General features: G+C 63.3%; 16 protein-coding genes. All 16 read right to left on the minus strand.

The features are described from left to right. Window positions 1-83 precede the first annotated feature (83 nt). The 16 genes from GC088_RS08640 to GC088_RS08715 all read right to left on the minus strand — a co-directional run bounded on the left by GC088_RS08640 (window position 84) and on the right by GC088_RS08715 (window position 12,106). Window positions 84-1,022 carry a tyrosine recombinase XerC gene (locus tag GC088_RS08640; RefSeq protein WP_323958607.1) on the minus strand — a complete coding sequence of 313 codons (939 nt, stop codon included), beginning with the start codon at window positions 1,020-1,022 and terminating at the stop codon, window positions 84-86. A gap of 112 nt (window positions 1,023-1,134) precedes the next feature. Continuing rightward, a complete protein-coding gene (locus tag GC088_RS08645; protein WP_323958608.1) occupies window positions 1,135-1,698 on the minus strand; it encodes a methylated-DNA--[protein]-cysteine S-methyltransferase in 564 nt (187 codons plus the stop codon). 49 nt (window positions 1,699-1,747) lie between these two features. Beyond that, a complete protein-coding gene (gene dprA / locus GC088_RS08650) occupies window positions 1,748-2,965 on the minus strand; it encodes a DNA-processing protein DprA (protein ID WP_323958609.1) in 1,218 nt (405 codons plus the stop codon). Next, entirely contained in the window at window positions 2,962-4,503 is a 1,542-nt protein-coding gene (locus tag GC088_RS08655) for a YifB family Mg chelatase-like AAA ATPase (protein WP_323958610.1), read from the minus strand. The genes dprA and GC088_RS08655 overlap by 4 nt, the downstream gene beginning before the upstream one ends. Then, window positions 4,503-4,859 (minus strand): YraN family protein, encoded by a 357-nt coding sequence (locus tag GC088_RS08660; protein WP_323958611.1) that lies wholly within the window; start codon window positions 4,857-4,859, stop codon window positions 4,503-4,505. The genes GC088_RS08655 and GC088_RS08660 overlap by 1 nt, the downstream gene beginning before the upstream one ends. 104 nt (window positions 4,860-4,963) lie before the next feature. After that, window positions 4,964-5,290, minus strand: coding sequence for a DUF2469 domain-containing protein (locus GC088_RS08665; RefSeq protein ID WP_323958612.1), 327 nt, complete (start codon window positions 5,288-5,290; stop codon window positions 4,964-4,966). A 7-nt stretch (window positions 5,291-5,297) separates the two neighbouring features. Continuing rightward, window positions 5,298-6,011, minus strand: a complete 714-nt coding sequence (locus tag GC088_RS08670) for a ribonuclease HII (RefSeq protein ID WP_323958613.1) — start codon at window positions 6,009-6,011, stop codon at window positions 5,298-5,300. Continuing rightward, window positions 6,008-6,814: a signal peptidase I gene (gene lepB / locus GC088_RS08675; protein ID WP_323958614.1), complete on the minus strand. Its 807-nt coding sequence runs from the start codon at window positions 6,812-6,814 to the stop codon at window positions 6,008-6,010. The genes GC088_RS08670 and lepB (GC088_RS08675) overlap by 4 nt, the downstream gene beginning before the upstream one ends. 25 nt (window positions 6,815-6,839) lie before the next feature. Next, complete coding sequence (gene lepB, locus GC088_RS08680; RefSeq protein WP_323958615.1) at window positions 6,840-7,541, minus strand: signal peptidase I; 702 nt, start codon at window positions 7,539-7,541, stop codon at window positions 6,840-6,842. A gap of 12 nt (window positions 7,542-7,553) precedes the next feature. Then, on the minus strand, window positions 7,554-7,913 hold the full coding sequence (gene rplS, locus GC088_RS08685) for a 50S ribosomal protein L19 (RefSeq protein ID WP_323958616.1): 360 nt from the start codon (window positions 7,911-7,913) through the stop codon (window positions 7,554-7,556). Window positions 7,914-8,112: 199 nt separating this feature from the next. After that, entirely contained in the window at window positions 8,113-8,907 is a 795-nt protein-coding gene (trmD, locus tag GC088_RS08690) for a tRNA (guanosine(37)-N1)-methyltransferase TrmD (protein ID WP_323958617.1), read from the minus strand. Beyond that, window positions 8,907-9,515: a ribosome maturation factor RimM gene (gene rimM / locus GC088_RS08695; RefSeq protein ID WP_323958618.1), complete on the minus strand. Its 609-nt coding sequence runs from the start codon at window positions 9,513-9,515 to the stop codon at window positions 8,907-8,909. Before rimM ends, trmD begins: the two co-directional genes overlap by 1 nt. A 94-nt stretch (window positions 9,516-9,609) precedes the next feature. After that, entirely contained in the window at window positions 9,610-9,852 is a 243-nt protein-coding gene (locus GC088_RS08700) for an RNA-binding protein (protein ID WP_323958619.1), read from the minus strand. Between the two features lies 1 nt (window position 9,853). Beyond that, a complete protein-coding gene (rpsP, locus tag GC088_RS08705) occupies window positions 9,854-10,258 on the minus strand; it encodes a 30S ribosomal protein S16 (protein WP_323962012.1) in 405 nt (134 codons plus the stop codon). Window positions 10,259-10,432: 174 nt separating this feature from the next. Beyond that, window positions 10,433-11,320: a VOC family protein gene (locus GC088_RS08710; RefSeq protein WP_416377532.1), complete on the minus strand. Its 888-nt coding sequence runs from the start codon at window positions 11,318-11,320 to the stop codon at window positions 10,433-10,435. A gap of 75 nt (window positions 11,321-11,395) precedes the next feature. After that, window positions 11,396-12,106 (minus strand): alpha/beta fold hydrolase, encoded by a 711-nt coding sequence (locus GC088_RS08715; protein WP_323958622.1) that lies wholly within the window; start codon window positions 12,104-12,106, stop codon window positions 11,396-11,398. Window positions 12,107-12,236 lie beyond the last annotated feature (130 nt).

Genomic DNA, 12,236 nt, shown 5'->3' on the forward strand with positions numbered 1-12,236 from the left:
TACGATCATTGTGCCTTATTGGCACAAATCCCGCCACTGTGATTACGCGCTCGTGCGTCGTGGCGTCGGCACCTCAGGGGGACTCACGCCCGGGGATGGGCCTGCTCGTAGCTTCGCCGGAGCCTGTCGACCGATACATGAGTGTAGAGCTGAGTTGTGGCAAGACTGCGGTGGCCAAGAATCTCCTGCACTGCCCTCAAATCCGCACCCCCATCCAGCAGGTGGGTGGCAGCGGAGTGACGCAGGGCATGGGGGCCGCTTGCTGTAGTCCCGTCGACGTCGGCAAGGACGCTGGCCACCGTAGAACGCGCCTGACGGGGATCGATCCTCCGGCCTCTAGGACCGAGAAATAACGCCGGTCCGCTATGGGGAGTAACCCAATGGGGCCGACCGCGTGACACCCAGTCGTGGAGAGCATAACCGGCGGGCGCACCGAACGGCACCGTCCGCTCCTTGTTGCCTTTTCCAAGAACCCGCACTGTGCGCCGGTCTGGGTCGACATCGTCGATGTCCAGACCCGCCAGCTCGCTGACTCGGATCCCGGCACCGTACAGCAATTCGAGTATGGCGCGTGTGCGCAACGTGTCAGGATCCCCAGCTGCTGCGGCGTGCTTGAGCTCGGCAAGAACAGCGTCGAGCTGCGCGGACGAGAGCACCTCCGGGAGTGTGCTCTGCCGTTTGGGCGCTTTGAGCCTCAGCGAGGGATCGACCTGCAGGTGCCCCTCACGCGTAGCCCAGGCCAAAAAATTGCGCACAGTTGCAGCGCGACGGGCAAGAGTTGACCGTGACAGCCGCTGCTGGTCCAGCGATCCGAGCCACGCCCGAAGGAAACTGAGATCGACCCGGCGAAGCTCGGTAACGTCACGTTCGGCGGCGAACGCAGCGAAATTCTCAAGATCGCCGCGGTATGCCCGCGCCGTATGCTGCGAACGGTTTCGTTCAAGGGTGAGGTAGCGGATGAAAGCGTCGGTTTCGGAAGAGAACGGCGGTGCGACAGGGTACTGGATCCTCTCCCCGGTCATCGTGCTTCACCTCCTGCTTCGCCTCCCACTGTGCGGCATTCTGATCCCCTCCTCAAGGAGGCGCACCGGAGGGGACACGGGATGTGCCAGTGGTGCTCTGGCACCTCCCGCCTCACGCTACCGATTGCCCCAATACCGATGCTTCAAGTTCGAGGAGGGCACGCTTCACGGCCACTCCCGCTGCGTATCCTGTAACCGCTCCCCCGGCTCCAACTACCCGGTGTCCCGGCAGCATGATGGAAATAGGATTGGCCCGCACAGCGGCGCCCACCGCGCGGCCCATCGCGTCGTTTCCTAGCGCCGCTGCGACATCCTTGTACGTCCGGGTAGCACCGTAGGGAATCTCGGCCACCTCTGCCCAGACGGAACGTTGGAAGTCCGTCCCTGTCTGTATCTCGTACCGCAAGGGGTCCCTCTTCGCTCCACTGAAGTAGGCCTCAAGCCACTCTGCTGTCTGGGCGAAAATTTGCTCGGCGCCCGGATCCGGCATAGGAGAAGGGCTATGGTCGTTTCCATCCATCGCGAGGTAGGACACGCCCGGCACTGAGGGCACTCCCAGAAGCAGCGGTGACGGTTCCGGGGAGTGATATTCGTGATAGATCCCGGTCAGGACAGAACCGTTGGCTACCACCACCAGCCCGCCCACCGGACTGTCGATGATCCTGAAAGTGTTCATTGTTCTCCCTTTCGTTTTTGCAGTGTTTGTTCGTTCGTCCCGGTCGTGGTCATGAGAGTTGTTGCGGACGTTTTCGCCAACCGCCGTCATCGGCGCGTTGAGCCAGGCCTTCCGCCTCAAGCCGCCCGAGGCCGGCAAGAACCCCGGGTACGCTCAAGCCGGCCACCGAGGCGAGCTTGTCCACCATGGAGGATGCGCGGACAGGCAATGCGTCAAGCAGCAGAATGTCCTCGACCATGAGGCCGTCATGCAGAAGCTTCGGTTCGCCGCGGTTTTCATCCGCAGGCACCAACGTCAGGGGCCCAGCGAGTTCTGCTACGTCAGAGGCGTCAGTGACACAGATTGCGCTGCCGTCGCGCAACAGACGATGACAGCCGGCCGAATTGGCGGAGTACACGGAACCGGGAACGGCGCCGACAGCACGACCTAAGCCCGCCGCATGATGCGCGGTGTTGAGGGCACCGGACCGCCAGCGTGCCTCCACCACCACTGTCACTGAACTAAGCGCAGCTAATATTCGATTCCGCTGCAGGAAGCGCCACCGGGTGGGTGAGGACCCCGGCGGGATCTCCGATATCAACAGGCCCCGCTCTGCAACCTCACGAAGTAAGCCCTCGTTGCCGGCGGGGTAGTAACGGTCAACCCCGCAGGCGAGAACTCCTAGCGTGGGCATTGGATGGTCCTCCCTGGCCGTAGCCAGTGCCGCGCGGTGCGCCTGTGCATCGATGCCGTAAGCCCCACCGGAGATCACCGTGAAGTTGCGCGCGACCAGGCCGGCAGCCAGATCGCCCGTGACGGAGGCGCCGTAGCTGGTGCTGTCTCGCGAGCCTACTACGGCGACCACGCGGTTCAGCGGCGGGATGGCGGCGGGATGTTCACCCCGCGCCCATAGACAGAGCGGCATGCCTATCCCGAGGTCCATCAGCGCCGCAGGCCATCGCTCGGACTCCGGAGTGAGAAGGGTGCCGCCGAACCGACGTATGGTTTCCAGGTCGCGGAGTGGCGCCAGCGTCTCAACGCGAGGGGACCACCGGGCGACCGCCTCCGCCAGGGAATCTCCGCGTGTGGCGTGTCCATGGTCAGCCAGGATCTCTCCGAGCGCCCGGCGCAGGGCGGTAGTGCAGGCAGACCTGCCTGTCGCGATGCGCAACGCTTCCTCGGGGCCGGCCGCCGCGACCAACGCCATACCGACGTTGTCCGAAGGCTCGAACAGTCGGGAGAGGGCCGCTCGGGCAACCTCCATACCTGTCCAGGATGGACTGCTCATGAGGCGTACTCCCCCGTGCGAAACAGCAGCGCCGTAGCGACGTCATCCTCACTGGGCAACGATCGGCCACCCAGATCGGCGACGGTCCACGCCACTCGGAGCACTCGGTCATAGCCGCGCTTGGTGATGGCCCCCTGCTCCATCTTCCGATTCAAGGGGGTTATCGCCTTGCGTGACGGCCGCAGTTCGCCATGCAGGAGCGAAGCCGGAACCTCCGCATTGGTGGAGAGATTCCACTGGCGCAGGCGCTCGTGCTGAGCCGCCCGTGCCCCGGCCACGCGCGCTGCAACCACTGCACTCGATTCCGCCTTCGCCACTCCGGAGAAATCCTTCAGTGCCACCCTGTGCACCGTCATTTGGAGGTCCACCCGGTCGAGCACAGGGCCGGTGACCCGGCTGAAGTAGCGTCGTCGTTGCTGTGCAGTACAGTTGCACTCCCTGCCCTTGCCGCTGGCAAGTCCACAGGGACAGGGGTTGGCCGCGAGCACGAGCTGGAAGCGAGCCGGGTAGGTTGCAGTTCCAGCCGCACGATGCAGCACCAACTGGCCGCTCTCAAGCGGCTGGCGAAGTGAATCCATGATGCGCGGTTGGTACTCGGGGGCCTCATCCAGAAACAGGACGCCGCGGTGTGCACGGGAAGCTGCACCCGGGCGAGGGATGCCGGACCCTCCGCCGATGATTGAAGCAGAGCTAGCTGTGTGGTGCGGACTTTCGAAGGGAGGACGGCGGCGCAGCTCCCTACAGGCTTCAGCACTGCCAAGGGAATGAATCGCAGTTACTTCCATGGCCTGATCGTCGGTAAGGTCCGGCAGGATACCGGGGATGCGCTCGGCGAGCATCGTCTTGCCCGCGCCTGGCGGTCCGACCATCATCAAGTGGTGAGCGCCGGCCGCTGCGACCTCCACGGCAAAACGGGCTTCCGCTTGCCCTGCAACGTCGGCCATGTCCCTGGGCACCGCAAGCGGATCCTCCGCCTCCAGGTCCCTGCGAACCAGGGCCAGCTCCGGTGCCGGGAGCTCGACTTTGGCCGGATCGGCACCGAAGGCGAGGGCCACCTCGGCCAGTGAGTCGTAGCCCCGCACCACAGCCTGCGGCACGAGCGCCGCTTCTGCCGCATTCCCGTTCGCAACCACCACGTTGGTGAAGCCGGACTCCACTGCCGCCATAACAGCGGGAAGCACACCCCGGATGGGACGAAGCCGTCCGTCGAGACCGAGTTCAGAGAGGAAGACAGTCCGGCCGCAGTCGCGAACGTCACCGGCGGCTGCCAGGGCGGACATGACGATCGCTAGATCGAATCCGGATCCCTTCTTGGGCAGTGACGCCGGGATTAGGTTTACCGTGATCTTTCGGCGCGAAAGGGGAAGCCCGGCGTTGCGTGCTGCTGCACGAATTCGTTCCTTCGCCTCGGAAAGGGAGGCGTCGGGCAGTCCCAGCAGGACAAAGGCCGGCAGGGTCTGACCGATGTCCGATTCAACTTCCACGATGTACCCGTTGAGCCCGACGAGTGAGACAGCGTAGGTGCGTCCGAGCGACATCAGCTCACCGCCCGAAGGTGATCGATATCCGGCTCGCCCAGACCGTCGTCAACGATGGCTACAGCGTCCACCCGGAACCCCGAGAAGCGCAAGTCGTGTGCCCGCGCCCATCTGGACGCCAGAAGGTACAACCGTTCGAGCTTGCCCGGCGTTATGGCTTCCAGCGGATGACCGAAGTTCTCCGAGGACCGGGTCTTGACCTCAACCACCACCAGGGTGGCGCCGTCGACCGCAACCAGGTCGATCTCCCCAATGGGACACCGCCAGTTCCGGTCGATGATCCGCAGCCCTGCATCCTCCAGGAAACGGGCAGCAAGATCTTCACCGCGCCGGCCCAGTTCGTCTTTGGTTTTCATGCAAACACCTCCGGGTCCAGCCTGCTGCAGGCCGGATCCGGAGGTGCTGGCGGGTCATGCTATGTGCATAACGCCCGATAAATGGAAGAGGTGTGGAGGGGTGATCAACCGCCCAATGAGCCGTCCTTCGGCATTGGAATGTCGTCGTTCTTGGCCAGCTCCTCCACGTTGACATCCTTGAAGGTGATGACGCGTACCGTCTTCACGAAGCGGGCTGTCCTGTAGACGTCCCACACCCATGCGTCGTTCAGGGTGAGGTCGAAGTAGATCTCACCATCGGCGGAACGGGCCTGCAGGTCTACATGGTTGGCGAGATAGAAGCGCCGTTCGGTCTCAACCACGTAGTTGAAGAGACTGACCACGTCGCGGTACTCACGGTAGAGCTGCAGCTCCATGTCAGTTTCGTAGTTCTCAAGATCCTCGGCGCTCATGGACCCATCATCCCCCAATTTCACCTGCGGGTTCGTTCATGTCGGGCGCGGCGCTGCCCAGCCGCCATGTGCGGCGGTGCTGATCGGAAGCGCCAAGTTCATCGATCGCCGCTCGGTGCGCAACGGTGGCGTAGCCCTTGTTGATCTCCCAGCCGTAACCTCCGTAGGCATCCGCCAAGTTGATCATGATGCGGTCCCTTGCCACCTTGGCGAGGACACTTGCCGCGGCAACGCTCAAGCACTGAAGGTCGGCCTTGATTTTAGTGTGTACCGGCGCATTGCAGCTAACTTCTTCAATCTCAACATCCTCGAAGAGAGAGACCTGCGGTACCGGAGCAAGCCAGTTGTGGTTGCCGTCGAGGATGACCGCATCGGGTTGTACGTGCGTGCGTACCTGCGCCCAGGCGCGATTACCCGCTGTCCGAAGCGCTGCCATGAGGCCTATCGCGTCGATTTCCGCTGCCGTTGCGTGACCCACTCCATAAGCCAACGCCCACCGCTGGATCCGGGGAACGAGTGCCTCCCTCTCAGCGGCACTGAGGAGCTTGCTGTCCCGCACCCCGCGCAATCCCTTCGCACCGGAAAGGTCGACGACGACAAGTCCCACCGTCACGGGCCCGGCCAGTGCACCCCTGCCAACTTCATCACAACCTGCAACGAAGCGGTGACCCTGAGCTAGGAAGGACCGCTCGTATCGCAGGGTTGGAGCTTTGCCCGTCACGGTTCAGACAGTTCCCTTCCGGACGTCGCCTGGGAGGTATCGGGAACACCCTCGAACACATCCGGGTAGTTCCCCAGGAAACCCATCCGCCCGAGTGGCCACGCTATGACCGCGGCCTTGCCCTCGATGTCCTCGGCTTCGACAAAACCCTCCCCCGGCTTGTCCCGGTTGGCGCGTGAATCTGCCGAGGCGTTGCGGTGGTCCCCCATTACCCAGAGCTTCCCGTCCGGGACGGTGACGTCGAAGGGGATGTCGGACGGATTGGCGTTCGGGAAGAGATAGGGCTCATCGAGCGGCTCGCCGTTCACGGTTATGCGGCCATCTGCATCACAGCAGATCACCCGGTCGCCTTCCAGTCCAATGACTCGCTTGACCAGATGCTGCTGGGACTCGTCAGGGAGAAGGCCGACAAAGATCAGGGCGTCCTTGAACCAGTTGCTTGAGACGGTGTCTGGTTCCGGCTCGGGAAGCCAGCCCTGGGTATCCCTGAAGACGACGACGTCGCCCCGCTCGAGCGCGAAGGGCTCAGGCACCAACTGATTGACGAAGATGCGGTCGTCAATCTGCAGCGTGTTCTCCATGGATCCCGATGGAATGAAGAACGCGCGGAACAGGAAGGTCTTTATGAGAAAGGACAGCAGCAGCGCGACGGCAACAATAATCAGGATTTCCTTCGCCCAGCTGCCCAGGCTGCGGGCAGCCGACCCGTGCGACGATCCGCCGGCTCCCGTGCGATCAGCACGGTGGGTGCCTGAACGGCGTTCCGTGCCGTCGTTGGGGTTCCCTGAGTGGGCTGTTGCCATTGTGTGCGGTTCCTTCGCTGTACGTTCAGTGTTGGGCGGCCAACGAGGACCGGTCGGATGGTCTAGGAATGGCAGCAAAACGTGCGAAAGGCCAGAGCACCTGGGTTGCACGACCTATGACCCGCTCCTCCAGAACCAGGCCGCCGCCGGGAGCACCGAGCAGACCCCGCGAGTCGAACGACTCGGACCTGTGATCTCCCATAAGCCACAACCTACCCTCCGGAACAACGACCTCGAAGTCGATGTCGCTTGGCGCGTCCCCCGGGAAAACGTAGGGCTCCTCCAAGGCGTTCCCGTTGACGGTCACGCGGCCGGCGGCATCGCAGCACGCGATGGTATCTCCTCCGACTCCGATCACACGCTTCACATACACCGTCTCGCGCGATCCGACTCCGAAGAAGTGGGCCGCATCGGCAAGCGCCTGTTGGAGGCCGTTCTCACCCATTGGCGCGAAGGAACCCCTGCCATCGAAAACAACGACGTCGCCACGCCGGATCTCTCCGAAGGCGTAGTCCGTCCGGGAGACCAAGACGCGGTCGTGCTCGGTAAGGAGCGGCTCCATGGAACCGGAGGGAATGAAAAAGACATCCACCAGGAGAGCACGCACTGCGATAACGGCAACACAGGCCAATGCGACACCGTAAAACACGAAGCGCCAGCCCGCATTACCGGGCCAGCGCTTTGTGTGCTGCCTGGATGCCTTCCGTTCGACGGACAACTCAGGCATCAGAAACAGGAATTACTTGGCGGTCTTCGGATCGCGCTTTTCCTTGATCTTTGCAGCCTTGCCGCGCAGATCACGCATGTAGTACAGCTTCGCGCGACGAACGTCGCCCTTGCTTACTACCTCGATCTTGTCGATCACCGGGGAGTGCACCGGGAAGGTACGCTCAACGCCGACACCGAAGCTAACCTTGCGGACGGTGAAGGTCTCGCGAACGCCGTCGCCCTGGCGGCCGACTACGAAGCCCTGGAAGATCTGAACACGGGTGTTCTTGCCTTCAACGATGTTCACGTGAACCTTGAGGGTGTCACCCGCGCGGAACTCCGGAACATCATTGCGCAGCGATGCTGCATCCACATTGTCGAGAATATGCATGTGTTTGCTCCTCGTGAACGCCACAGGTCATCCACGTTGATCACAACGCCAAAGACCTGCAGGCAGGCAATTGCCGTTGAAGATTAGTTACCGGTTCGCCGTCTGGCGGATTCCGGTGTGCCCTCTGAGTTGGCTACGCTCCCCCTGTGGCAGGCGCGTACCAGTTGGCACGATCTTCAATTATGCCACAAGCGCGGCATCAGGCAGAACCTTCGGAAGGCACCTGCGTCCGCGTCAGCCTCCCACCGACGACGGCGTAACCCGCCTCCGCGAGAACGGCGAGATCGGCACGATCCAGGGTAGCGGCGTCGAGCAGTTCGAGCAGATCCGGACGCCGAAGGGCTGTCCGGCGCAGCTGCTCGTCCCGCCGGTGCCTCGCGATGCGCGCGTGATTACCGCTGAGGAGGACCGCCGGCACTTCGAGGTTCCGCCAGGCCGACGGCTTGGTATACACGGGGTATTCGAGGAGCCCGTCAGAATGTGACTCTTCAACGAGGGATTCGGGGTTTCCCACAACGCCGGGCAACAGCCGCGCAATCGCCTCCACCATCGCCAGAACCGCTACCTCCCCGCCGTTCAGGACGTAGTCTCCGAGGCTCAGCGGACGGACATCGAACGAGTCCTTTGCCCACTCCAGAACCCGCTCGTCTATGCCCTCATACCGACCGCAGGCGAAGACGATGTGCTGCTCCTCAGCCAATTCATGGGCCATGGCCTGGGTAAACACTGCTCCGGCGGGCGAGGGCACTATCAGGACAGGACGCGATCCGCCCCGCACGCTCTCCAGAGCCTGTGCCCACGGCTCGGGCTTCATCACCATGCCGGCCCCGCCGCCATAGGGTGTGTCATCCACCGTCCGGTGCCGGTCCGAGGTGAAGTCGCGCAGGTTGTGGACGGTCAGGTCGAGCAGGCCGTCCTGCCGGGCCTTCCCGATCAGGGACAGATCAAGCGCGGCAAGGTACTCCGGGAAGATACTTACGACGTCGATGCGCACTAGCTGCCCGACGCCTTGCTGTCCGGTTCCTCATCGCTGTCTGCCTCGGGCCCGTCACCGGCATCGTCCGCGGCGTCGGCGGCCTCTGCCTGATTGGAACCGGGAAGGTTGAGCTCAAGCAGGCCCTCCGGCGGCGTCAGCAGAACGAAACCCCCCTCAAGATCGATCTCGGGAACAATCTCCTCCACGAAGGGGATGAGGATTTCCTCACCGTCCGGACGTTCGATCACGAGCAGGTCCTGCACGGTCATGGTGCGCAGGGCACTGACGCGTCCGACGACGTTGTCCCCCACTCTCGCCTCAAGGCCCACCAGTTCGTGTTCGTACCACGAATCGTCGTCGTCTTCGGTTTCCTCGGAGTCGATGAACAGTTTCGCCCCGCGCAGGAGTTCGGCGGCATTGCGGTCGGGTACCTCGGCAAAGCCTAGGACAAGAATGTCCTTGTTCCACCGTGCACTTGATACGGTCAACGGCCCGCGGGCTGCCGGCTCCACGCGAAAGACCGCGCCTACCTCGAAGCGTTCCTCCGGGGCATCCGTGAAGAGCTGAACTGTTACCTCGCCGCGAATGCCGTGCGGCTTGCCGATTCTGGCAACCTGCAGATCCATGTGTTCTCCGGTTCGTTGTCTGGAACGTAATCGCAAAAAAGTCCGGCCCCAACACCTGCGTGATGGGGCCGGACTTCAGGCATATGTACTGCTGTCAGCGACGGCGGTCGGTATCCACGACGTCGACCCGTACCTGCTCACCGTCCGCCAGTGCGGCGATCACGGTTCGCAGGGCGCGGGCGGTTCGTCCTTGACGTCCGATTACCCGGCCGAGGTCCTCCTGGTGAACACGCACTTCAAGAGTCTCTCCGCGGCGGTTGGACTTGGCCGCTACCCGCACGTCATCGGGACTGTCGACGATCCCGCGAACGAGGTGTTCGAGCGCTTCAGCGAGCAATTTACTCAGCCTCGGCGGCTTCAGCCTCGGACTCGTCAGCCTTCTTTGCCTTGGGCGTGATGGCCTCAGGCACGATGACCGAGCCCTTCTCGGGAGCCGTGAACGGCTCCTTCGGGGCCTTGGTCTTCAGGGTGCCTTCCTGGCCCTCGATGCCCTTGAACTTCTGCCAGTCACCGGTGATCTTCAGGATGGCGGCAACCTGCTCGGTGGGCTGTGCGCCAACGCCGAGCCAGTACTGGGCACGGTCCGACTTGACCTCGATGAACGAAGGCTCCTCGGTGGGGTGGTACTTGCCGATCTCCTCGATGGCACGACCATCGCGCTTGGAGCGCGAGTCCATGACGACGATGCGGTAGTACGGGGCGCGCATCTTACCGAAGCGCTTCAGGCGAATCTTTACGGCCACTTGTGTGGTCACTCCTTGTTGATCAAAAGGGCGAACTCCGGTTTCTGCTCCCGTGGGGCGGGCCATACATTAGGGAGTTCTAGAGGACACAATGCACGCAGAGAGAGGGGCTGCGCAGATTGGGTACTGGTCCATTGTGCCAGACGTTGGCACATCCGGGCGACTCGGCAACGGTTACTGCACCGCGACGCGCAACTTGTTACGCCAGGGATCCTCGAACCGCAACTCCTGTCCGGTGTGGTGATGCTCCACTCCGACACTTTTCAGCCGCTCGGCAAGCGCTCCGACCTCATCGGGATGTGGCACGTGGATGAGCACCTCGCCGAGGCCGAGGGTGTCCTTGCGCGGCCCGGCCCCCCGGCTGTTCCAGACGTTCATTGCCATGTGGTGGTGATAGCCCCCTGCGGAGACGAAAAGTGCCTGCCCGTGCCAGCCTGCGGTGCGCTCGAAACCCAGTGTTCCCACGTAGAACTGCTCGGCAGTAGGCACGTCGCCGACCTGCAGGTGGACGTGTCCGACGTCGGCGGCTGCCTTTTGCTGGCCACGCACCGATTCTTCGGTCAGGTTCGCTTCGAGGTACTGGCGCGGTGGCAGCGCGACGTTGTCCATGACCACGGTGCGCTTCCCGCCCACCTCAGTCCAGTTCCATGTGTCCCGCGGCTTGTCGAAATAGAGCTCAATGCCGTTACCCTCAGGGTCCGAGAAGTAGAAGGCCTCGCTGACCAGGTGGTCGGCGCTGCCGACGTACCGGCCTTCCGTCGACTGGGCAGCTTCGGCAGCGGATGCAACGGTGGCAGCAAGGTCCGAGCGGTCGGAAAAGAGCAGCGCCGTATGGAAGAGTCCGGCCTCGGTGGGAGCGGGCAATTTCCGCCCGGCCGCAGGTGCCAGATGAATGAGGGGAACATTCGCCCTTCCCAGATAGAGGCCGCCGTCGGACTCGGCGATGTCCACCAGCCCCAGGGCCTTCCGGTAGTAGCCGGCCATCCGGTCCAGGTTGCCGACCTTGAGCATCACGGTGCCCATCGCCGTTTCTGCAGGAAGCAGGTCCTGAATAGCGTTCATCATTCCTCCAAGGAAGTTGTTCCTGTCAGTGCCAACTACTTGAAGCTTAAAGTTATTCCCTGCACCGATATCTGTCTATGGTGATGCCCCGGCTCCCGCCGTATACCCTCGCACGAAGGCCCTGATCAGCGCGTCTCCCTCGTTGGTGTCCTGAGGCCGGTGACCCCCGCCCACCACGTGGTGTGTGGCGCCGGTGTCCGCCAGGTACCGGGCAACCTCTTCGTAGAGCGGCTCCCAGCCCCCGGTCAGCACGAGCGTGGGAACGCCGGGAACAATGTGGAGCGGCGCGGTCCAGGGAGGCGCCTGCAAGCGAAGCCGCCGCGCATTACGGCTGCCTTCGCAAGCTGCCGCCGGCGACTCAACCGCATAGGCCGCTCGGGCCAACTCACGGTCAAATTCCTCGTCGTTCAACTGGCCGCGCCTGGCAAACAACGACTCGACCCGCGAACGATAGGCGGCCGTGGCCGGCAGCGTGTCGGTGAGGGAAAAGCACGCCGGCTCAGCCAACACCAGCGACCGCACCAGATGTGGCTGCTCGACGGCAACCATCATCGCGGAAATGGCGCCCTGTGCCGCCGCAACCAGGTGACCGCCATCCCCGAGCGCCTCCGCCACGATGCTTTGGTCAGCACCGAAGTCCGTGGCGAGCGGTTCGGCAACAGAGTCGAAGCCGTGGCGGCGCACGAAAAGGCAGTCGAACTCCAGCGCCATACCGTGCTGCCGCGGCCAGGCGGCAGCCCCAAAGGCATCGGCTCCATGCACGAAGACAACGCGCTCACTTCTCATGAGATCAACCTAGGGGCAGCCACAGACAGTGCAGCCAGCGACTGAGCAGCCACAGATAGTGCAGTCAGCGACAGGCAACCAATGGCAGTCCCGCCATGACAGGGCGGCCCCTGACGGAGCAGCCGCAAAG

It is taken from the genome of Arthrobacter sp. JZ12 (genome assembly GCF_035189165.1).
Taxonomy (GTDB): Bacteria; Actinomycetota; Actinomycetes; order Actinomycetales; family Micrococcaceae; genus Arthrobacter_D.

Coding starts and splice junctions, on each gene's coding strand:
- GC088_RS08640 (WP_323958607.1), bottom strand. CDS start 1,022: ATGACCGGGGAGAGGATCCAGTACCCTGTCGCACCGCCGTTCTCTTCC.
- GC088_RS08645 (WP_323958608.1), bottom strand. CDS start 1,698: ATGAACACTTTCAGGATCATCGACAGTCCGGTGGGCGGGCTGGTGGTG.
- dprA (WP_323958609.1), bottom strand. CDS start 2,965: ATGAGCAGTCCATCCTGGACAGGTATGGAGGTTGCCCGAGCGGCCCTC.
- GC088_RS08655 (WP_323958610.1), bottom strand. CDS start 4,503: ATGTCGCTCGGACGCACCTACGCTGTCTCACTCGTCGGGCTCAACGGG.
- GC088_RS08660 (WP_323958611.1), bottom strand. CDS start 4,859: ATGAAAACCAAAGACGAACTGGGCCGGCGCGGTGAAGATCTTGCTGCC.
- GC088_RS08665 (WP_323958612.1), bottom strand. CDS start 5,290: ATGAGCGCCGAGGATCTTGAGAACTACGAAACTGACATGGAGCTGCAG.
- lepB (WP_323958614.1), bottom strand. CDS start 6,814: ATGGCAACAGCCCACTCAGGGAACCCCAACGACGGCACGGAACGCCGT.
- lepB (WP_323958615.1), bottom strand. CDS start 7,541: ATGCCTGAGTTGTCCGTCGAACGGAAGGCATCCAGGCAGCACACAAAG.
- rplS (WP_323958616.1), bottom strand. CDS start 7,913: ATGCATATTCTCGACAATGTGGATGCAGCATCGCTGCGCAATGATGTT.
- rimM (WP_323958618.1), bottom strand. CDS start 9,515: ATGGATCTGCAGGTTGCCAGAATCGGCAAGCCGCACGGCATTCGCGGC.
- GC088_RS08710 (WP_416377532.1), bottom strand. CDS start 11,320: ATGAACGCTATTCAGGACCTGCTTCCTGCAGAAACGGCGATGGGCACC.
- GC088_RS08715 (WP_323958622.1), bottom strand. CDS start 12,106: ATGAGAAGTGAGCGCGTTGTCTTCGTGCATGGAGCCGATGCCTTTGGG.